The sequence below is a fragment of the Pseudomonas artemisiae genome, from assembly GCF_057128685.1.
Genome location: NZ_JBSKHS010000001.1, coordinates 548407 through 569614, shown reverse-complemented (window position 1 = coordinate 569614; position 21208 = coordinate 548407). Strand labels below are relative to the sequence as shown.

General features: G+C 56.8%; 17 protein-coding genes, 4 tRNA genes and 1 rRNA gene. All 22 read left to right on the top strand.

Annotated features, from left to right (window positions below; all coding sequences use genetic code 11):
- Window positions 1–28: 28 nt before the first annotated feature.
- The 22 genes from rrf (at window position 29) to rpsJ (ending at window position 21165) form a co-directional block, all read left to right on the top strand.
- Window positions 29–144, top strand: a 5S ribosomal RNA gene (gene rrf, locus ACWKV4_RS02690).
- A gap of 226 nt (window positions 145–370) precedes the next feature.
- Complete coding sequence (gene birA / locus ACWKV4_RS02685) at window positions 371–1330, top strand: bifunctional biotin--[acetyl-CoA-carboxylase] ligase/biotin operon repressor BirA (protein WP_483830557.1); 960 nt, start codon at window positions 371–373, stop codon at window positions 1328–1330.
- Window positions 1320–2069, top strand: coding sequence for a pantothenate kinase (locus ACWKV4_RS02680; RefSeq protein WP_483830556.1), 750 nt, complete (start codon window positions 1320–1322; stop codon window positions 2067–2069). The genes birA and ACWKV4_RS02680 overlap by 11 nt, the downstream gene beginning before the upstream one ends.
- Window positions 2070–2078: 9 nt before the next feature.
- A complete protein-coding gene (locus ACWKV4_RS02675) occupies window positions 2079–2510 on the top strand; it encodes a hypothetical protein (protein WP_483830555.1) in 432 nt (143 codons plus the stop codon).
- A gap of 123 nt (window positions 2511–2633) precedes the next feature.
- Window positions 2634–2718, top strand: a tRNA-Tyr gene (locus tag ACWKV4_RS02670).
- 24 nt (window positions 2719–2742) lie between these two features.
- Window positions 2743–2816 (top strand) — tRNA-Gly (locus ACWKV4_RS02665).
- 26 nt (window positions 2817–2842) lie between these two features.
- Window positions 2843–2918 (top strand) — tRNA-Thr (locus ACWKV4_RS02660).
- Window positions 2919–2999: 81 nt separating this feature from the next.
- On the top strand, window positions 3000–4193 hold the full coding sequence (gene tuf / locus ACWKV4_RS02655; RefSeq protein WP_483830545.1) for an elongation factor Tu: 1194 nt from the start codon (window positions 3000–3002) through the stop codon (window positions 4191–4193).
- 52 nt (window positions 4194–4245) lie between these two features.
- Window positions 4246–4321: transfer RNA gene (locus ACWKV4_RS02650), tRNA-Trp, on the top strand.
- Between the two features lie 45 nt (window positions 4322–4366).
- Entirely contained in the window at window positions 4367–4735 is a 369-nt protein-coding gene (gene secE / locus ACWKV4_RS02645; RefSeq protein WP_483830554.1) for a preprotein translocase subunit SecE, read from the top strand.
- A 9-nt stretch (window positions 4736–4744) separates the two neighbouring features.
- On the top strand, window positions 4745–5278 hold the full coding sequence (gene nusG / locus ACWKV4_RS02640) for a transcription termination/antitermination protein NusG (protein WP_483830553.1): 534 nt from the start codon (window positions 4745–4747) through the stop codon (window positions 5276–5278).
- A gap of 115 nt (window positions 5279–5393) precedes the next feature.
- Entirely contained in the window at window positions 5394–5825 is a 432-nt protein-coding gene (gene rplK, locus ACWKV4_RS02635) for a 50S ribosomal protein L11 (RefSeq protein WP_483830552.1), read from the top strand.
- The gene (gene rplA / locus ACWKV4_RS02630; protein WP_483830551.1) at window positions 5825–6520 is read left to right on the top strand and encodes a 50S ribosomal protein L1; all 696 of its coding nucleotides are present in this window, start codon (window positions 5825–5827) and stop codon (window positions 6518–6520) included. Before rplK ends, rplA begins: the two co-directional genes overlap by 1 nt.
- Window positions 6521–6720: 200 nt before the next feature.
- The gene (gene rplJ, locus ACWKV4_RS02625) at window positions 6721–7221 is read left to right on the top strand and encodes a 50S ribosomal protein L10 (RefSeq protein WP_483830550.1); all 501 of its coding nucleotides are present in this window, start codon (window positions 6721–6723) and stop codon (window positions 7219–7221) included.
- An 80-nt stretch (window positions 7222–7301) separates the two neighbouring features.
- Window positions 7302–7664: a 50S ribosomal protein L7/L12 gene (gene rplL / locus ACWKV4_RS02620; RefSeq protein WP_483830549.1), complete on the top strand. Its 363-nt coding sequence runs from the start codon at window positions 7302–7304 to the stop codon at window positions 7662–7664.
- 219 nt (window positions 7665–7883) lie between these two features.
- Window positions 7884–11957 carry a DNA-directed RNA polymerase subunit beta gene (gene rpoB / locus ACWKV4_RS02615; protein ID WP_483830548.1) on the top strand — a complete coding sequence of 1358 codons (4074 nt, stop codon included), beginning with the start codon at window positions 7884–7886 and terminating at the stop codon, window positions 11955–11957.
- Window positions 11958–12020: 63 nt separating this feature from the next.
- Window positions 12021–16220, top strand: coding sequence for a DNA-directed RNA polymerase subunit beta' (gene rpoC / locus ACWKV4_RS02610; protein ID WP_483830547.1), 4200 nt, complete (start codon window positions 12021–12023; stop codon window positions 16218–16220).
- Between the two features lie 176 nt (window positions 16221–16396).
- Window positions 16397–16768, top strand: coding sequence for a 30S ribosomal protein S12 (gene rpsL, locus ACWKV4_RS02605; RefSeq protein ID WP_003186084.1), 372 nt, complete (start codon window positions 16397–16399; stop codon window positions 16766–16768).
- 103 nt (window positions 16769–16871) lie between these two features.
- Window positions 16872–17342, top strand: a complete 471-nt coding sequence (gene rpsG, locus ACWKV4_RS02600; protein ID WP_040261491.1) for a 30S ribosomal protein S7 — start codon at window positions 16872–16874, stop codon at window positions 17340–17342.
- A 30-nt stretch (window positions 17343–17372) separates the two neighbouring features.
- Window positions 17373–19493 carry an elongation factor G gene (fusA, locus tag ACWKV4_RS02595; protein WP_483830546.1) on the top strand — a complete coding sequence of 707 codons (2121 nt, stop codon included), beginning with the start codon at window positions 17373–17375 and terminating at the stop codon, window positions 19491–19493.
- A gap of 27 nt (window positions 19494–19520) precedes the next feature.
- Window positions 19521–20714: an elongation factor Tu gene (gene tuf, locus ACWKV4_RS02590; RefSeq protein WP_483830545.1), complete on the top strand. Its 1194-nt coding sequence runs from the start codon at window positions 19521–19523 to the stop codon at window positions 20712–20714.
- Between the two features lie 139 nt (window positions 20715–20853).
- A complete protein-coding gene (gene rpsJ, locus ACWKV4_RS02585; protein WP_003186070.1) occupies window positions 20854–21165 on the top strand; it encodes a 30S ribosomal protein S10 in 312 nt (103 codons plus the stop codon).
- The last annotated feature ends 43 nt before the right edge of the window (window positions 21166–21208 follow it).

The following is a 21208-nucleotide window of genomic DNA, read 5'->3' as shown; positions in this document are numbered from 1 at the left end:
TGTGTGACACGAGGCGGCTACCGAATTTCTTGACGACCATAGAGCATTGGAACCACCTGATCCCTTCCCGAACTCAGCAGTGAAACGATGCATCGCCGATGGTAGTGTGGGGTTTCCCCATGTGAGAGTAGGTCATCGTCAAGATTAAACCCCAAAACCCCTGATCGCTCCGCGGTCAGGGGTTTTGTCTGTGTGGCCTAAAAAGCCCTTGTAGCAGCCTGGCTTGCCAGCGACCCGCTACGCATGGTGCTGAAGCCAGCCGCTGACAAGCCAGGCTGCTACGGGAGGCTAACCTTCCTAGTGCGCCCGTTCTATGCAACCTCCATTGCCATCGCTATGATGCGGGCCTTATGTTGGGGCGAGCGAGTCGATGTCCAAGTTGTTGAATCTCTTGCAAGATGGCCGTTTCCATTCAGGTGAAGACCTTGGGCGCGCACTGGGGGTAAGCCGTAGCGCAGTCTGGAAGCAGCTACAGTTGCTAGAAGACGACCTAGGTGTGGTCGTACACAAAGTCCGCGGTCGAGGCTACCGCTTGGTAGTGCCTATAAACCTGCTGGACGAAGAACGACTTGCCACCGGGCTGGCTCCCCTGGGTTGGGATGTGGAAGTCCACCAAGTGATTGATTCAACCAATGCGCAAGCACTGAGGCAGGTGCCGAAGGGCATCGAACAGCCATTGTTGATCTTATCTGAGCGGCAAGAGGCGGGTCGGGGCCGCCGGGGGCGTGAATGGGTAAGCCCCTATGGCGCTAACGTGTATTACAGCTTGGTGATACCCGTGCAAGGAGGTATCAGACGCCTTGAAGGGCTTAGCCTGGTGGCTGGTATGGCAGTGGTAACCTGCCTAAGGCAGCAGGGTGTTGCCCATGCACAACTAAAGTGGCCCAACGATGTGCTGGTTCGCGGCCAAAAGATTGCAGGGATTCTTCTTGAGCTGGTAGGCGACCCCGCAGACCAGTGCCACGTAGTCCTAGGGATTGGCATCAATGCCAATATGCGCAGCGCTGAGGGTATAGACCAGGAATGGTCTTCTATATATCTGGTGACTCAGACGCCTGTCGACCGTACGAGCCTGGCAATTGCCCTCAGCAAAGCCCTGGCGCATTACTTGGGCCAGTTGGAAACAATAGGGTTCAGTGGTCTTCGACAAGAGTGGGAGGCTTTACACGCCTGGCAAGGCCGTAAGGTGAATTTGATAGCCGGGGCTCAAGTAATCGCCGGTGAGGTGCTGGGAGTGAATGACCAAGGAGCGTTGCGCTTGAATGTCGCCGGTAAGGAAGAGCATTTCAGTGGCGGAGAGTTAAGCTTGAGGTTGCGTGATGATTCTTGAGCTTGATTGTGGCAACAGCTTTATCAAGTGGAGAATCATCAGCCCCAATGGCCAAAGCGTGCGCGCGGGCGGGGTAGTGGGTTCCGATGAGGAATTGCTAGCTCACCTATCTGCCCTATCAGGTATACGCCTGGTCCATTGCCGGGTGGTCAGCGTACGCTCCGAAGGCGAAACCGACACCCTGGTTGCCGCGCTCAATCGCCAGTTCTCAGTAAAATGCCTTATCGCCCAACCGGCCCAAGCCCAGGCGGGTGTGGCCAACGGTTATGAAGACTACGAGCGGCTTGGCCTAGATCGATGGGTGGCAGTATTGGGTGCTTATCATCTGGCGGGGCAGGCTTGTGTGGTGATCGACCTAGGCACGGCAATTACCTCAGACTTCGTCAACGTCGAAGGTCAGCACCTAGGCGGCTTCATCTGCCCAGGCATGAGCTTGATGCGCAATCAATTGCGTACGCATACACGCCGCATACGCTACGACGATTATTCTGCCGAACGCGCGAAAGAAACCATGATGCCCGGGCGCTCTACCGTCGAGGCCGTGGAGCGAGGGTGTGTGCTGATGCTCAGAGGGTTCGTGGCAACCCAGCTCGAGCAGGCTCAAGCTTATTGGGGAAGTAAGTACAGGGTATTTCTTACTGGGGGGGATGCAAACCTGGTGAGCGCTGCGTTTCCAGAAGCTCAGATTGTCCCGGACCTGGTATTCCAGGGTTTGGCCATTGCCTGTCCTGTGGAGTGAGGCATCGTCATGCGTTGGTTATTCTTATTGTTATTGGTACTCAACGGCTGTTATCTGGTTTGGAATCTGCAAGACGCGCCAGTTCGGGCAAAAGATATCAGTGTAATGGCACAGGGAAACAAGGGCAGGCAAGATATCCAATTGCTGAGCGAGAGCGGCAATGGCACAGCTGAGGGGGACAAACCCACCTGCGATTACCTCGGTGGATACGCTGATAGGGCAGGGTTGCGGCCATTGGCTCAAAAGCTTCGGGCACTAGGGGTGCCTATTCAGGCCTTCGCTACAGTGGATAACAGAGGTCAAGCCGAGCACTGGCTGCGTCTTGCGCCAGGCATACTGCAGAGCAATGAAAGCGTCGACCAACTATCCCATGATATCAATGGGTTAAAGCATAAAATAAATCAGTGCGAAGGCATTGCAACCCCTGAGCACTTTGAATAGAATGGCGCCCGCTCAGCAAGGTTGGTGACTTAAAGAGCGCTGTTGAATTAGCTAACCTCAAGATTTTAATGAGGAAAAGCTTGACAGCAGGGTTGGCAGAGTAGAAAATGCCGCCCACGTTCAGGAGGGGTTCCCGAGCGGCCAAAGGGATCAGACTGTAAATCTGACGTCTACGACTTCGAAGGTTCGAATCCTTCCCCCTCCACCAGTTTTAGCGAGAGCTGCAAGCTCCGCGGGTATAGTTTAGTGGTAGAACCTCAGCCTTCCAAGCTGATGATGCGGGTTCGATTCCCGCTACCCGCTCCACGTTTGTTGCTGTTGCACAGTGTTACGCTCTTGTAGCTCAGTTGGTAGAGCACACCCTTGGTAAGGGTGAGGTCAGCGGTTCAAATCCGCTCAAGAGCTCCATTTTAGAGGCAGATATGAAAATATCTGCCTTTGTTTTATAGATCATGTGTCTTGCGTAATTCTTCTCCGGGGGATGGTTAGATGGCAAAGGAAAAGTTCGAACGGAACAAACCGCACGTCAACGTTGGCACCATCGGTCACGTTGACCACGGTAAAACCACTCTGACCGCTGCTCTGACTCGCGTCTGCTCCGAAGTATTCGGTTCGGCCAAGGTTGACTTCGACAAGATCGACAGCGCCCCAGAAGAAAAAGCTCGTGGTATCACCATCAACACTGCGCACGTCGAGTACGACTCGGCTGTTCGTCACTACGCTCACGTTGACTGCCCAGGTCACGCTGACTACGTGAAGAACATGATCACCGGTGCTGCCCAGATGGACGGCGCTATTCTGGTTTGCTCGGCCGCTGACGGCCCGATGCCCCAGACTCGCGAACACATCCTGCTGTCCCGTCAGGTTGGCGTTCCCTACATTGTCGTGTTCCTGAACAAGGCCGACATGGTAGACGACGCCGAGCTGCTGGAACTGGTTGAAATGGAAGTGCGTGACCTGCTCAGCACCTACGATTTCCCAGGCGACGACACCCCGATCATCATCGGTTCGGCGTTGATGGCCCTGAACGGCCAAGACGACAACGAGATGGGCACCACTGCCGTGAAGAAGCTGGTCGAAACCCTTGACAGCTACATTCCTGAGCCAGAGCGCGCTATTGATAAGCCGTTCCTGATGCCAATCGAAGACGTGTTCTCGATCTCCGGTCGCGGTACTGTTGTAACCGGCCGTGTTGAGCGTGGCATCGTCAAGATCCAGGAAGAAGTTGAGATCGTGGGCCTGCGCCCAACTCAGAAAACTACCTGCACCGGCGTTGAAATGTTCCGCAAGCTGCTGGACGAAGGTCGTGCTGGCGAGAACTGCGGCGTGCTGCTGCGCGGCACCAAGCGTGACGACGTTGAGCGTGGCCAGGTACTGGTCAAGCCAGGCACCGTCAAGCCGCACACCAAGTTCACCGCGGAAGTGTACGTATTGTCCAAAGAAGAAGGTGGTCGTCATACCCCGTTCTTCAAAGGCTACCGTCCACAGTTCTACTTCCGGACCACCGACGTGACCGGTAACTGCGAACTGCCGGAAGGCGTTGAAATGGTTATGCCAGGCGATAACATTCAGATGACTGTTACCCTGATCAAGACCATCGCAATGGAAGACGGCCTGCGTTTCGCAATCCGTGAAGGCGGTCGTACCGTTGGCGCTGGCGTTGTAGCCAAAGTCATCGAGTAATAGTTGTAATCTCTCCATCAGGCCGGCATAATGGTCGGCCTGATTCAGTTTTAGGTCAGTAGCTCAATTGGCAGAGCGACGGTCTCCAAAACCGTAGGTTGGGGGTTCGATTCCCTCCTGACCTGCCAGATTCACCTCGGTGGCCTGGCTTTCTTTTCACAGGATTTCCCCAAATGATGCCGAAGGCCGAAGCCTCTGACACCCGTTTCGATCTCCTCAAGTGGCTGGTCGTTGTTGCGCTGGTAGTCGTTGGGGTGGTCGGTAATCAGTATTACTCGGCGGCTCCAGTCCTGTATCGCGTGTTGGCGCTCATTGTCCTTGCCGCAGTAGCGGCCTACGTGGCGCTCCAAACCACAAAGGGCAAGTCGTTCTTCATTCTCGCGAAGGAAGCACGCACCGAAATCCGTAAAGTTGTTTGGCCCACCCGCCAAGAGACTGCGCAGACCACTATGATTGTCGTGGCTGTGGTACTGGTTATGGCCTTGCTGCTGTGGGGGCTTGATTCCCTCTTGGGCTGGCTTGTTTCCCTGATTGTAGGTTAAAGGTGTCCCGTGGCTAAGCGTTGGTACGTTGTGCATGCTTACTCGGGTTACGAGAAGCATGTCATGCGTTCACTGGTTGAGCGTGTGAAGCTGGCAGAAATGGAAGAGCAGTTTGGCGAGATTCTCGTACCTACCGAAGAAGTGGTAGAGATGCGGAACGGCCAAAAGCGCAAAAGCGAGCGTAAGTTCTTCCCTGGCTACGTGCTGGTACAGATGGAAATGAACGAAGGGACTTGGCACCTCGTCAAGGACACTCCTCGTGTAATGGGCTTTATCGGCGGTACTGCCGACAAACCTGCACCCATCACCGATAAGGAAGCCGAGGCTATCCTGCGTCGCGTGGCTGATGGCAGTGATAAGCCCAAGCCTAAGACCCTGTTCGAGCCAGGTGAAGTTGTCCGTGTTAACGACGGTCCTTTCGCGGACTTCAATGGCACGGTCGAAGAAGTTAACTACGAGAAGAGCCGACTGCAGGTTGCAGTCCTCATTTTCGGCCGCTCCACCCCGGTGGAGCTGGAGTTCAGCCAGGTCGAAAAGGTCTGACTGGAGACGGATCCCATACCCCGCAGGCGTAAGCTGCGGGGTTTTGTCGTCCTCGGGATAAAACGCAAGCAAATGGGGAGCCGAAAGGCGTCTGAACCCAAATTTGGAGTAGCTCATGGCTAAGAAGATCACGGCTTATATCAAGCTGCAAGTAAAGGCCGCTCAGGCCAACCCAAGCCCACCCGTTGGCCCGGCACTGGGTCAGCACGGCGTGAACATCATGGAATTCTGCAAGGCCTTCAACGCCCGGACTCAGGGTATGGAACCAGGCCTGCCAACTCCAGTGATCATCACTGTGTACAGTGACCGCAGCTTCACGTTCGAAACCAAGAGCACCCCAGCTTCGGTTCTGCTGAAGAAGGCCGCAGGCCTCGCCAGCGGTTCTGCTCGCCCGAATACCGTCAAGGTAGGCACCGTCACTCGCGCTCAGCTCGAAGACATCGCCAAGGCCAAGAACGCTGATTTGACTGCTGCCAGCCTCGATGCAGCCGTGCGTACCATCGCCGGCTCCGCTCGTAGCATGGGCTTGAACGTGGAGGGTGTGTAATGGCTAAGCAAACCAAGCGTCAGAAGGCGATCGCCGCCAAGATCGAAGCAGGCAAGGCCTATAGCTTCGAAGAAGCCGCCAACCTGCTGGCCGAGCTGTCCACCGTCAAGTTCAGTGAATCCGTAGACGTTGCGGTTAACCTGGGTGTAGACCCACGTAAATCCGACCAGGTTGTACGTAGCGCTACCGTTCTGCCTCACGGCACCGGTAAAACCGTACGCGTAGCCGTGTTCACCCAGGGCCCTGCTGCCGAAGCCGCTCTGGCTGCTGGCGCCGACCGCGTGGGTATGGATGACCTGGCCGCCGAAATGAAAGGTGGCGACCTGAACTACGACGTCGTGATCGCATCCCCTGATGCCATGCGTGTAGTAGGCCAGTTGGGCCAGGTACTGGGTCCTCGTGGCCTGATGCCTAACCCGAAAGTGGGCACCGTAACTCCAGACGTAGCTGGCGCTGTCAAAAACGCCAAAGCGGGTCAGGTTCGTTATCGTACCGACAAAAACGGCATCATCCATACTTCCGTTGGCAAGGTCGGTTTCGAAGCCGTCAAGCTGAAGGAAAACGTTGAAGCCCTGATCGCTGACCTCAAGCGTATCAAGCCAGCTTCTTCGAAAGGTATCTACGTCAAGCGCGTTACCCTAAGCACCACCATGGGCCCAGGCCTGGTGATTGACCAGGGTTCGCTGGACGCTTAACACCCGAGTGGGTGCCTTCACCGGCATCTCTCGTTGCAAAATTGGGGTCCCTGCCTGGCGGGGGCTATCCAAGACCGTAGGCGGCGCGAGTCTTAAACCACAAGCCTACGCAGATGGTGCTCCCGATTCCTTACCGAATCAGACACCAAAACGACATTCGGTTCCGATCGAATGAAACGGTAAAAACCAGGAGTAAACCCGTGGCAATTAAACTCGAAGACAAGAAGGCCATCGTCGCTGAAGTCAACGAGGCTGCCAAAGCTGCTCTGTCCGCTGTCGTGGCTGATGCCCGTGGTGTGACTGTAGGCGCTATGACCGGACTCCGTAAAGAGGCCCGCGAAGCTGGCGTATACGTACGTGTTGTACGTAACACCCTGCTGCGCCGTGCCGTTGAAGGTACTGACTACAGTATCCTCAACGACGCGTTCAAAGGCCCGACCCTGATTGCATTCTCCACCGAACACCCGGGCGCTGCCGCCCGTCTGTTCAAAGAGTTCGCCAAGGGTCAGGACAAGTTCGAGATCAAGGCAGCTGCGTTCGAGGGCAAGTTCCTCGCAGCAAACCAGATCGACGTGTTGGCTTCGCTGCCGACCCGTGACGAAGCGATTTCCCAGCTGATGAGCGTGATTCAAGGCGCTACCAGCAAGCTGGCTCGTACTCTGGCGGCCATTCGCGACCAGAAAGAAGCGACCGCAGCCTAAAGCCGCGCAAGCCCTTTCAAAATCATATGTTTAATTTGATGGCTGCGTAGGCTGTCACCCCAATACAGGAATTCATAGTCATGTCTCTGACTAACGAGCAAATCATCGAAGCAATCGGCCAGAAAACCGTTCTGGAAGTTGTTGAGCTGATCAAAGCGATGGAAGAAACCTTCGGTGTTACCGCTGCCGCCGCTTCCGCTGGCCCAGCTGTAGCTGCCGCTGCTGTTGAAGAGCAAACCGAATTCACCGTTAAACTGGTTGAGTCCGGCGAGAAGAAAGTAAACGTCATCAAGGCTGTGCGTGAAGCCACCGGCCTGGGCCTGAAAGAAGCCAAAGCTGTTGTTGACGACCTGGGCGTTGTGAAAGAGAACGTTTCTAAAGAAGAAGCCGAAGCTCTGAAGAAAGCCCTGGAAGAAGCTGGCGCCAAAGTCGAAGTCAAGTAACTTCGATTTTGCCTCCGCGGCCCGAGCGTCAAGCAGAAGGCTGATGGCTGGTGGCTTATGCCACCGGCCTTTTTCCGTTACTGGTTGTTGTGCAAAAGCCTGTAACACGCTGTACCCCACCCCGACCGGGGTGTCGCAAACCAAGGGGTTTGCAAGATTTTCTGGCTACTCCCGCCGGGAGGAAGCCAAACAAGCAGGTGACCAAGCTGGGGAACGCTGATGGCTTACTCATACACTGAGAAAAAACGTATCCGCAAGGACTTTAGCAAGTTGCCGGACGTCATGGATGTGCCTTACCTCCTGGCCATCCAGCTGGATTCCTATCGGGAATTCTTGCAGGCGGGAGTGACCAAGGATCAGTTCCGCGACGTCGGTCTGCATGCGGCCTTCAAATCGGTTTTCCCGATCATCAGCTACTCCGGCAACGCTGCCCTGGAGTACGTTGGTTATCGCCTGGGCGAGCCCGCCTTCGACGTGAAGGAATGCGTGCTTCGTGGCGTAACCTTCGCGGTACCGCTGCGGGTCAAGGTGCGCCTGATCATCTTCGACAAAGAGTCGTCGAACAAAGCGATCAAAGACATCAAAGAACAAGAAGTCTACATGGGTGAAATCCCCCTGATGACTGAAAACGGTACCTTCGTTATCAACGGTACCGAGCGTGTAATCGTTTCCCAGCTGCACCGTTCGCCTGGTGTCTTCTTCGATCACGATCGCGGCAAGACCCACAGCTCGGGCAAGCTGCTGTACTCGGCGCGCATCATTCCTTACCGTGGTTCGTGGTTGGACTTCGAGTTTGACCCGAAAGACTGCGTCTTCGTCCGTATCGACCGTCGTCGCAAGCTGCCGGCCTCGGTACTGCTGCGCGCCCTCGGTTACACCACCGAAGAAGTGCTAGATGCTTTCTACACCACCAACATCTTCCATGTGAAGGGCGAGAAGCTCAGCTTGGAACTGGTGCCACAGCGCCTGCGCGGTGAGATCGCATCCATGGATATCACCGACCAAGACGGGAAGGTGATCGTTGAGCAAGGCCGGCGTATTACTGCCCGCCACATCAACCAGATCGAAAAGTCCGGCATCAAGGAACTTGAGGTTCCGCTGGACTACATGATTGGCCGTACCACCGCCAAGGCAATCGTGCATCCGGCCACCGGCGAGATCATTGCCGAGTGCAATACCGAGTTGACCACCGAGATACTGGTGAAGATCGCCAAGGCTCAGGTTGTACGCATTGAAACGCTGTACACCAACGACATCGACTGCGGTCCGTTCATTTCCGATACCCTGAAGATCGACTCCACCAGCAACCAGTTGGAAGCCTTGGTCGAAATTTATCGGATGATGCGCCCAGGCGAGCCGCCGACCAAAGACGCAGCCGAAACACTGTTCAACAATTTGTTCTTCAGTGCCGAACGCTACGACCTGTCTGCCGTAGGCCGGATGAAATTCAACCGCCGTATCGGTCGTACCGAGATCGAAGGCTCCGGCGTGCTGAGCAAGGACGACATCGTCGCCGTGCTAAAGACCTTGGTGGACATCCGTAACGGTAAAGGCATTGTCGATGACATCGACCACCTGGGTAACCGTCGCGTGCGTTGCGTTGGCGAAATGGCCGAGAACCAGTTCCGCGTGGGCCTGGTGCGGGTAGAGCGTGCCGTTAAGGAACGCCTGTCCATGGCTGAAAGCGAAGGCTTGATGCCGCAGGACCTGATCAACGCCAAGCCGGTTGCGGCGGCGGTGAAAGAGTTCTTCGGTTCTAGCCAGCTGTCCCAGTTCATGGACCAGAACAACCCACTTTCGGAAATCACCCACAAGCGTCGTGTTTCCGCGCTCGGCCCAGGCGGCCTGACCCGTGAACGCGCAGGCTTCGAAGTGCGTGACGTACACCCGACCCACTACGGCCGTGTGTGCCCGATCGAAACGCCGGAAGGTCCGAACATTGGCCTGATCAACTCTCTGGCTGCCTATGCCCGCACCAACCAGTACGGCTTTCTGGAAAGCCCGTACCGCGTAGTGAAGGATGGCGTGGTCACCGACGAGATCGTCTTCCTGTCCGCTATTGAAGAAGCCGATCACGTGATCGCGCAGGCTTCGGCGGCCATGAACGAACAGAAGCAGTTGGTGGACGAGCTGGTGGCTGTGCGTCACCTGAACGAATTCACCGTGAAGGCGCCCGAAGACGTTACCCTGATGGACGTTTCGCCCAAGCAGGTTGTGTCGGTCGCGGCCTCGCTGATTCCGTTCCTGGAGCACGACGACGCCAACCGAGCCCTGATGGGTTCGAACATGCAGCGTCAGGCAGTACCAACCCTGCGTTCCGACAAGCCCCTGGTGGGCACCGGGATGGAGCGTAACGTTGCTCGCGACTCCGGTGTGTGCGTGGTAGCGCGCCGCGGTGGTGTGATCGACTCCGTCGATGCCAGCCGTATCGTGGTGCGTGTGAGCGATGATGAAGTCGAAACCGGTGAAGCCGGTGTAGACATCTACAACCTCACCAAGTACACCCGCTCTAACCAGAATACCTGCATCAACCAGCGTCCGCTGGTGAACCGCGGTGATCGCGTAGAGCGTGGCGACATCATGGCCGACGGCCCGTCCACCGATATGGGTGAACTGGCGCTGGGGCAGAACATGCGTATCGCGTTCATGGCATGGAACGGCTTCAACTTTGAAGACTCCATCTGCCTGTCCGAGCGTGTGGTGCAGGAAGATCGCTTCACCACGATCCACATCCAGGAACTGACCTGTGTGGCCCGTGACACCAAGCTTGGCCCAGAGGAAATCACCGCTGACATCCCGAACGTGGGTGAAGCAGCGCTGAACAAACTGGACGAAGCCGGTATCGTTTACGTGGGTGCCGAAGTAGGCGCTGGGGACATTCTGGTGGGCAAGGTCACGCCAAAAGGCGAAACCCAGCTCACGCCGGAAGAAAAACTGCTGCGCGCGATCTTCGGTGAGAAAGCCAGCGACGTTAAGGACACCTCCCTGCGCGTGCCAACCGGCACCAAGGGTACTGTCATCGACGTTCAGGTCTTCACCCGTGATGGTGTTGAGCGTGACGCCCGTGCATTGTCCATCGAGAAGAGCCAGCTCGACCAGATCCGCAAGGACCTGAACGAAGAGTTCCGCATCGTCGAAGGCGCGACCTTCGAGCGTCTGCGTAACGCCCTGGTTGGCCAAGTGGTTGACGGCGGTGCTGGCCTGAAGAAGGGCACCGAGCTGACCGACGACGTACTCAACGGCTTGGAACATGGGCAGTGGTTCAAACTGCGCATGAACGAAGACGCGCTCAACGAACAGTTGGAAAAAGCCCAGCAGTACATCGTTGACCGTCGCCGTTTGTTGGATGACAAGTTCGAAGACAAGAAGCGCAAGCTGCAGCAGGGCGATGACCTGGCACCGGGCGTACTGAAGATCGTCAAGGTCTACCTGGCTATCCGTCGCCGTATTCAGCCGGGCGACAAGATGGCCGGCCGTCACGGTAACAAGGGTGTGGTCTCGGTGATCATGCCGGTCGAAGACATGCCGCACGATGCCAACGGTACGCCGGTGGATGTAGTGCTTAACCCACTGGGCGTACCGTCGCGTATGAACGTGGGCCAGATCCTTGAAACCCACTTGGGCCTCGCGGCCAAGGGCTTGGGCGAGAAGATCAACCGCATGCTTGAAGAGCAGCGCCAGGTCGCGGACCTGCGTGGTTTCCTGAACGAGATCTACAATGAGATCGGCGGGCGTCACGAGAGCATTGACGAGCTATCGGATCAGGAAGTCCTGGCCCTGGCGAAGAACCTCAAGGCGGGCGTGCCAATGGCTACCCCAGTCTTCGACGGCGCCAAGGAAAGCGAAATCAAGTCGATGCTTAAGCTCGCGGACATGCCCGAAAGTGGCCAAATGCAGCTGTTCGACGGGCGGACTGGTAACAAGTTCGAGCGTCCGGTTACTGTGGGCTACATGTACATGCTCAAGCTGAACCACTTGGTGGACGACAAGATGCACGCCCGTTCCACCGGGTCTTACAGCCTGGTTACCCAGCAGCCGCTGGGTGGTAAGGCTCAGTTCGGTGGCCAGCGTTTCGGGGAGATGGAGGTGTGGGCGTTGGAAGCATACGGCGCGGCATACACTCTGCAGGAAATGCTCACCGTGAAGTCGGACGACGTGAACGGCCGAACCAAGATGTACAAGAACATCGTGGACGGCGATCACCGTATGGAGCCGGGCATGCCCGAGTCCTTCAACGTGTTGATCAAAGAAATTCGTTCGCTCGGTATCGATATCGATCTGGAAACCGAATAACACGCGACGTGAATGGGAGTGGGGGCTAACCCTCACTTCCTGCTCCGCCAGGAGGAAAAGGCCTTGAAAGACCTGTTGAATCTGCTGAAAAACCAGGGTCAAGTCGAAGAGTTCGACGCCATCCGTATCGGCCTTGCCTCGCCTGAAATGATCCGTTCGTGGTCGTTCGGTGAAGTCAAGAAGCCTGAAACCATCAACTACCGTACGTTCAAGCCTGAGCGTGACGGCCTTTTCTGCGCCAAGATCTTTGGCCCGGTCAAGGACTACGAGTGCCTGTGCGGTAAGTACAAGCGCCTCAAACACCGCGGTGTGATCTGCGAGAAGTGCGGTGTTGAGGTTGCACTGGCCAAGGTGCGCCGCGAGCGCATGGCCCATATCGAGCTGGCTTCGCCAGTGGCTCACATCTGGTTCCTGAAGTCGCTGCCGTCCCGTATCGGCCTGCTGATGGACATGACCCTGCGTGATATCGAACGCGTACTCTATTTCGAGAGCTACGTGGTCATTGATCCAGGCATGACCACCCTTGAAAAGGGCCAGTTGCTTAACGATGAGCAGTACTTCGAAGCCCTCGAAGAGTTCGGCGACGACTTCGATGCCCGCATGGGCGCTGAAGCGGTGCGCGAGTTGTTGCATGCTATTGACTTGGAGCACGAGATTGGCCGCTTGCGCGAAGAAATTCCGCAAACCAACTCCGAAACCAAGATCAAGAAGCTGTCCAAGCGCTTGAAGCTGATGGAAGCCTTCCAGGGCTCCGGCAACCTGCCTGAGTGGATGGTCTTGACCGTTCTGCCGGTACTGCCGCCAGACCTGCGTCCGCTTGTTCCGCTCGACGGTGGCCGTTTTGCCACATCCGACCTGAACGACCTGTATCGCCGTGTCATCAACCGTAACAACCGCCTCAAGCGCCTGCTCGACCTCTCCGCGCCCGATATCATCGTGCGTAACGAGAAGCGCATGTTGCAGGAAGCGGTCGACGCCCTGCTCGACAACGGTCGTCGCGGTCGCGCCATCACGGGCTCCAACAAGCGTCCGCTGAAGTCGTTGGCCGATATGATCAAAGGTAAGCAAGGTCGTTTCCGTCAGAACTTGCTCGGTAAGCGCGTGGACTACTCTGGTCGTTCCGTAATCACGGTAGGCCCGACCCTGCGCCTGCACCAGTGCGGTTTGCCCAAGAAAATGGCCTTGGAATTGTTCAAGCCATTCATTTTCGGCAAGCTGGAAGTGCGTGGTCTGGCGACCACCATCAAGGCCGCCAAGAAGATGGTCGAGCGCGAGCTGCCCGAGGTTTGGGACGTTCTCGCCGAAGTCATCCGCGAACACCCCGTACTGCTCAACCGCGCGCCTACCCTGCACCGTCTGGGTATCCAGGCGTTCGAGCCGGTATTGATCGAAGGTAAAGCCATCCAGCTGCACCCGCTGGTATGTGCGGCATACAACGCCGACTTCGACGGTGACCAGATGGCCGTTCACGTTCCGCTGACCCTTGAGGCCCAGCTGGAAGCGCGTGCGCTGATGATGTCCACCAACAACATTCTCTCGCCCGCCAACGGCGAGCCGATCATCGTGCCTTCGCAGGACGTGGTGTTGGGTTTGTACTACATGACCCGTGAAGCCATCAATGCCAAGGGCGAAGGTCGCATCTTCGCTGACCTGCAGGAAGTCGACCGCGTCTTCCGCGCTGGCGAAGCCGCGTTGCACGCCAAGATCAAGGTACGTATCACTGAAACGGTCAACGACCGTGACGGCGGTAGCGTCACCAGCACTCGTATCGTCGACACGACTGTCGGCCGCGCGTTGCTGTTCCAAGTGGTACCTGCCGGCCTGCCGTACGAAGTCGTCAACCAGCCAATGAAGAAAAAGGCGATCTCCAAGCTGATCAACCATTGCTACCGCGTGGTGGGTCTGAAGGAAACCGTGATCTTCGCTGACCAGTTGATGTACACCGGTTTCGCGTACTCGACTATTTCTGGCGTGTCCATCGGTGTTAACGACTTCGTTATCCCAGATGAAAAAGCTCGCATCATCGGTACCGCTACCGACGAAGTGAAGGAAATCGAAAGCCAGTATGCCTCCGGCCTGGTAACCCAGGGCGAGAAGTACAACAAGGTGATCGACCTTTGGTCGAAGGCCAACGACGAAGTATCCAAGGCGATGATGGCCAACCTTTCGAAAGAAAAGGTCATCGACCGGGAAGGCAAGGAAGTCGACCAAGAGTCGTTTAACTCCATGTACATGATGGCGGACTCCGGTGCCCGGGGTTCGGCTGCACAGATTCGTCAGCTGGCGGGTATGCGTGGCCTGATGGCCAAGCCTGACGGCTCCATCATCGAAACGCCGATCACCGCGAACTTCCGTGAAGGCCTGAGCGTACTTCAGTACTTCATCTCGACTCACGGTGCACGTAAAGGCTTGGCGGATACCGCGCTCAAGACCGCTAACTCCGGTTACCTGACCCGTCGTCTGGTTGACGTGGCGCAGGACCTGGTAGTAACCGAAATCGACTGTGGCACCGAGCATGGCTTGTTCATGACGCCGCACATCGAAGGCGGCGACGTGGTAGAGCCATTGGGCGAACGCGTACTGGGCCGTGTTATTGCTCAGGACGTATTCAAGCCTGGCACTGAGGACGTCATCGTTCCAGCCGGCACTCTGGTGGACGAAAAGTGGGTCGAGTTTATCGAGCTCAACAGCATCGACGAAGTGGTCGTTCGCTCGCCGATCAGCTGTGAAACCCGCTTCGGTATCTGCTCCAAGTGCTACGGTCGCGATTTGGCCCGTGGCCACTTGGTCAACATCGGTGAAGCGGTTGGCGTTATCGCCGCCCAGTCCATCGGTGAGCCTGGTACCCAGCTGACCATGCGTACCTTCCACATCGGTGGTGCCGCAAGCCGGACCTCCGCCGCGGACAGCGTGCAAGTGAAGAACGGCGGTATGGTTCGTCTGCACAACCTTAAGCATGTCGAGCGCGCGGACGGCAACCTGGTAGCGGTCTCCCGCTCCGGGGAGCTGGCCATCGCTGACGAGTTCGGTCGCGAGCGTGAGCGCTACAAGCTGCCGTACGGTGCGGTCATTTCCGTGAAGGAAGGCGACAAGGTAGACGCAGGCTCCATCGTTGCCAAGTGGGACCCGCACACCCACCCGATCGTGACCGAAATGAAAGGTACCGTTACCTTCGTCGGCATGGAGGAGGGGATTACCATCAAGCGCCAGACTGACGAGCTGACTGGTCTGACCAACATCGAAGTACTGGACGTGAAGGATCGCCCTGCCTCCGGCAAGGAAATCCGCCCGGCCGTGAAGATGGTAGGCGTCGATGGCAAGGACTTGTTGTTGCCAGGTACCGACGTGCCTGCGCAGTACTTCCTGCCCGCGAACGCGCTGGTCGGTGTGGCGGATGGTGTTCAAGTGGGCGTGGGTGACGTTATTGCCCGTATCCCACAAGAAACGTCCAAAACCCGAGACATTACCGGTGGTCTGCCACGGGTTGCCGACTTGTTCGAAGCCCGTCGGCCGAAGGAAGCGTCCATTCTGGCAGAAGTCAGCGGGACCATCGCGTTCGGTAAGGAAACCAAGGGCAAGCGCCGCTTGGTCATTACCCCGAACGATGGCAGCGATCCGTACGAAGAGTTGATTCCGAAGTGGCGTCACCTGAACGTCTTCGAAGGCGAACAAGTGAACCGCGGTGAAGTCATCTCCGACGGCCCAAGCGACCCGCACGATATTCTGCGACTGTTGGGTGTGAGCGCTCTGGCCAAGTACATCGTTAACGAGATCCAGGACGTTTACCGTCTGCAAGGCGTTAAGATCAACGACAAGCACATCGAGACCATCTTGCGGCAAATGCTGCGCAAGGTGGAGATTGCCGAGTCCGGGGATTCGAGCTTCATCAAGGGCGACCAGATGGAACTCACCCAGGTGCTGGGCGAGAACGAGCGTCTGTCTGCCGAGGACAAGTTCGTCTCCAAGTACTCCCGTGTGTTGCTCGGTATCACCAAGGCCTCGCTGTCGACCGAGTCGTTCATCTCCGCGGCATCTTTCCAGGAAACCACTCGGGTACTTACCGAGGCAGCGGTTACCGGCAAGCGCGATTATCTGCGCGGCTTGAAGGAAAACGTGGTGGTAGGTCGTCTGATCCCGGCCGGTACCGGCCTGGCTTATCACAGCGAGCGCAAGCGTCGTCGTGAAGCAGACAAGCCGCTGCGCGTAAGCGCGAGCGAAGTGGAAGCCGCATTGACGGAAGCCCTGAACTCAAGCGGTAACTGACAAGGCAGCGCGTCCCACTGCTCCGGCTTCGCCGGGGGAGCGGGGCGCGCTTTGCCTTGACTGAGGGGCGAGGGATCTTTAGACTCTCGTACCCCTAAATCTGGCGGGGCTTTTGCCCTGCCATTTGTTTTTCAAGTAGGGCAACAAGCGTCGAAAGACATCAGTGGAGCTTAAAGATGGCAACGATCAACCAGCTGGTACGCCAGCCGCGCAAGCGTATCGTCGAGAAATCCGACGTACCCGCGCTGCAGAACTGCCCGCAGCGTCGTGGCGTATGCACCCGTGTGTACACCACTACGCCGAAAAAACCTAACTCGGCACTTCGTAAGGTTTGCCGTGTACGCTTGACCAACGGTTTCGAGGTTTCCTCGTACATCGGTGGTGAAGGTCACAACCTGCAAGAGCACAGCGTCGTGCTGATCCGTGGCGGTCGTGTAAAAGACTTGCCAGGTGTGCGTTACCACACCGTTCGCGGTTCCTTGGATACCTCGGGTGTCAAAGGCCGTAACCAGGGTCGTTCCAAGTACGGTACCAAGCGTCCGAAGTAAGGACCGCTTGCCGCACTTTGCAGTCAACATTTTTATTGAGTCGATAAGAGTAAGGTCGGGCATTAGTCCCGGGCTAACCTGAAGACCGTTTGAGGGCTTATCAATGCCAAGACGTCGTGTAGCAGCCAAGCGTGAAATTCTGGACGATCCGAAATACGGTAGCCAGATCCTCGCCAAATTCATGAACCACGTGATGGAAAGCGGCAAGAAGGCCGTAGCCGAGCGCATCGTTTACGGTGCTCTGGAAACGGTTAAAGCGCGCAAGAACAGCGATCCCCTGGAAATCTTCGAGAAAGCTCTCGACGCCATCGCTCCGCTGGTCGAAGTAAAGTCCCGCCGTGTAGGCGGTGCAACCTACCAGGTTCCGGTCGAAGTTCGCCCATCCCGTCGTAACGCTCTGGCCATGCGCTGGCTCGTAGACTACGCCCGCAAGCGCGGCGAGAAGTCCATGGCACTGCGTTTGGCTGGTGAGTTGCTTGATGCTGCTGAAGGTAAAGGCGCCGCGGTCAAGAAGCGTGAAGACGTGCACCGTATGGCCGAAGCCAACAAGGCCTTCTCGCACTACCGCTTCTAATATCAGCGTCACTCACTTTGCGAGGGCTTTATGGCTCGTACAACACCGATTAATCGCTACCGTAATATCGGTATCGTTGCTCACGTGGATGCGGGTAAAACCACTACCACCGAGCGCGTACTGTTTTACACCGGCGTAAACCACAAAATGGGCGAGGTGCATGATGGCGCCGCGACCATGGACTGGATGGTGCAAGAGCAGGAGCGGGGGATTACCATCACCTCCGCTGCTACTACTGCATTCTGGGCGGGTTCGAACAAGCAGTTCGACAAGCATCGTTTCAACATCATCGATACCCCCGGTCACGTTGACTTCACCATCGAAGTAGAGCGCTCACTGCGCGTACTCGACGGCGCGGTGGTCGTGTTCTGCGGTACTTCCGGTGTTGAGCCCCAGTCCGAAACCGTATGGCGTCAGGCCAACAAGTACGGTGTTCCACGTCTCGTTTACGTAAACAAGATGGACCGTGCCGGCGCGAACTTCCTGCGCGTGGTAGAGCAGATCAAAAAGCGTCTGGGTCACACCCCGGTGCCGATCCAGCTTGCCATCGGTGCCGAAGACAACTTCCAGGGTCAGATCGACTTGCTGACCATGGAAGCCGTCTACTGGAACGACGACGACAAGGGCATGGCTGCTCGCCGTGAACCAATTCCCGCGGAAATGCAGGACTTGGCCGAAGAGTGGCGCTCGAACATGATCGAAGCCGCGGCCGAAGCCAACGAAGAGTTCATGAACAAGTACCTGGAAGGTGAAGAACTCACCCTCGAGGAAATCAAGATCGGTCTACGTCAGCGGACTATCGCGGGTGAAATCGTTCTGGCCGTTTGTGGTTCGTCGTTCAAGAACAAAGGCGTTCCCCTGGTTCTGGACGCCGTTATCGACTTCCTGCCGGCGCCTGTCGACATTCCTGCCATCAAGGGTTCCGACCCAGATGACGAGACCGTCGAAATGGAGCGTCACGCGGACGATAGCGAACCGTTCTCGGCGCTGGCCTTCAAGATCGCAACCGACCCCTTCGTGGGTACGCTGACATTCGCACGTGTCTATTCGGGCGTGTTGAACTCTGGCGATGGTGTGATCAACTCGGTCAAGGGCAAGAAAGAGCGCGTGGGTCGTATGGTGCAAATGCACGCAAACACCCGCGAAGAGATCAAGGAAGTGCGCGCTGGCGACATCGCGGCCTTGATCGGCATGAAGGATGTCACCACGGGTGATACCCTCTGTTCCGCTGAGAAGCCAATCATCCTGGTTCGCATGGACTTCCCGGAGCCGGTTATCTCGGTTGCCGTAGAGCCCAAGACCAAGGACGACCAGGAAAAAATGGGTATCGCACTGGGCAAACTCGCTCAGGAAGACCCCTCTTTCCGCGTCAAGACCGACGAAGAAACCGGCCAGACTATCATCTCCGGCATGGGCGAGTTGCACCTGGACATCCTCGTTGACCGTATGCGTCGCGAGTTCAACGTCGAGGCCAACATCGGCAAGCCGCAAGTGTCCTACCGTGAGCAGATCACTCGGGACAACGTCGAGATCGAAGGCAAGTTCGTTCGTCAGTCTGGTGGTCGTGGTCAGTTCGGTCATTGCTGGGTTCGCTTCTCGAAACCAGACACTGACGAGAACGGCAACATCACCGAAGGCCTGGTGTTCACCAACGAAGTGGTTGGTGGCGTGATTCCTAAGGAATACATCCCGGCCATCCAGAAGGGCATTGAAGAACAGATGAAAAACGGCGTCGTAGCCGGTTATCCTCTGATCGGCCTGAAGGCAACGGTATTCGACGGTTCGTACCACGACGTCGACTCCAACGAAATGGCGTTCAAGGTCGCGGCCTCGATGGCTACCAAGCAACTGGCCCAGAAGGGCGGTGGCGAAGTACTCGAGCCGATCATGAAGGTTGAAGTAGTAACCCCTGAGGACTACATGGGTGACGTGATGGGTGACCTGAACCGTCGTCGTGGTCTGATCCAGGGTATGGAAGATACTGTTTCCGGCAAGGTAATCCGTGCCGAAGTGCCGCTGGGCGAGATGTTCGGTTATGCGACCGACGTGCGCTCCATGTCCCAGGGCCGTGCCAGCTATTCCATGGAATTCTCCAAATACGCTCCAGCGCCTTCGAACATCGTCGAAGCTCTGGTTAAAAAACAAGGCTAAAGTCCTTTAGGCAAGAGGTTCACTGTCGTGGCTAAAGAAAAATTTGAACGTAACAAACCGCACGTCAACGTTGGCACCATCGGTCACGTTGACCACGGTAAAACCACTCTGACCGCTGCTCTGACCCGCGTCTGCTCCGAAGTATTCGGTTCGGCCAAGGTTGATTTCGACAAGATCGACAGCGCCCCAGAAGAAAAAGCTCGTGGTATCACCATCAACACCGCGCACGTCGAGTACGACTCGGCTGTTCGTCACTACGCTCACGTTGACTGCCCAGGTCACGCTGACTACGTGAAGAACATGATCACCGGTGCTGCCCAGATGGACGGCGCTATTCTGGTTTGCTCGGCCGCTGACGGCCCGATGCCCCAGACTCGCGAACACATCCTGCTGTCCCGTCAGGTTGGCGTTCCCTACATTGTCGTGTTCCTGAACAAGGCCGACATGGTAGACGACGCCGAGCTGCTGGAACTGGTTGAAATGGAAGTGCGTGACCTGCTCAGCACCTACGATTTCCCAGGCGACGACACCCCGATCATCATCGGTTCGGCGTTGATGGCCCTGAACGGCCAAGACGACAACGAGATGGGCACCACTGCCGTGAAGAAGCTGGTCGAAACCCTTGACAGCTACATTCCTGAGCCAGAGCGCGCTATTGATAAGCCGTTCCTGATGCCAATCGAAGACGTGTTCTCGATCTCCGGTCGCGGTACTGTTGTAACCGGCCGTGTTGAGCGTGGCATCGTCAAGATCCAGGAAGAAGTTGAGATCGTGGGCCTGCGCCCAACTCAGAAAACTACCTGCACCGGCGTTGAAATGTTCCGCAAGCTGCTGGACGAAGGTCGTGCTGGCGAGAACTGCGGCGTGCTGCTGCGCGGCACCAAGCGTGACGACGTTGAGCGTGGCCAGGTACTGGTCAAGCCAGGCACCGTCAAGCCGCACACCAAGTTCACCGCGGAAGTGTACGTATTGTCCAAAGAAGAAGGTGGTCGTCATACCCCGTTCTTCAAAGGCTACCGTCCACAGTTCTACTTCCGGACCACCGACGTGACCGGTAACTGCGAACTGCCGGAAGGCGTTGAAATGGTTATGCCAGGCGATAACATTCAGATGACTGTTACCCTGATCAAGACCATCGCAATGGAAGACGGCCTGCGTTTCGCAATCCGTGAAGGCGGTCGTACCGTTGGCGCTGGCGTTGTAGCCAAAGTCATCGAGTAAGCCCCCCGCTTCAGAAAAACCCCCGCCTAGCGGGGGTTTTTTTATTGGGTTGACACCTGTTAGGCGCGTCTATAGAATCACGCCTCCTTTTAACGGGCGTAGTCCGTCTGTTGGGAATGAGCCTGGAGTCTGAAATCCAATGCAAAATCAGCAAATTCGTATCAGGTTGAAGGCCTTTGACCATCGCCTGATCGACCAATCCACCCAGGAAATCGTGGAAACCGCGAAGCGTACTGGGGCACAGGTGCGTGGTCCGATTCCACTGCCTACTCGCAAGGAGCGGTTCACTGTTCTGGTTTCTCCTCACGTCAACAAAGACGCGCGTGACCAGTACGAGATCCGTACTCATAAGCGTGTTCTGGACATCGTCCAGCCAACGGATAAAACCGTTGACGCGCTGATGAAACTTGACCTCGCGGCAGGCGTGGAAGTACAGATCAGCCTCGGCTAAGACCCAAGTCTTAGTCGTGTAACGCTCTGAAATGGGCGGCCAT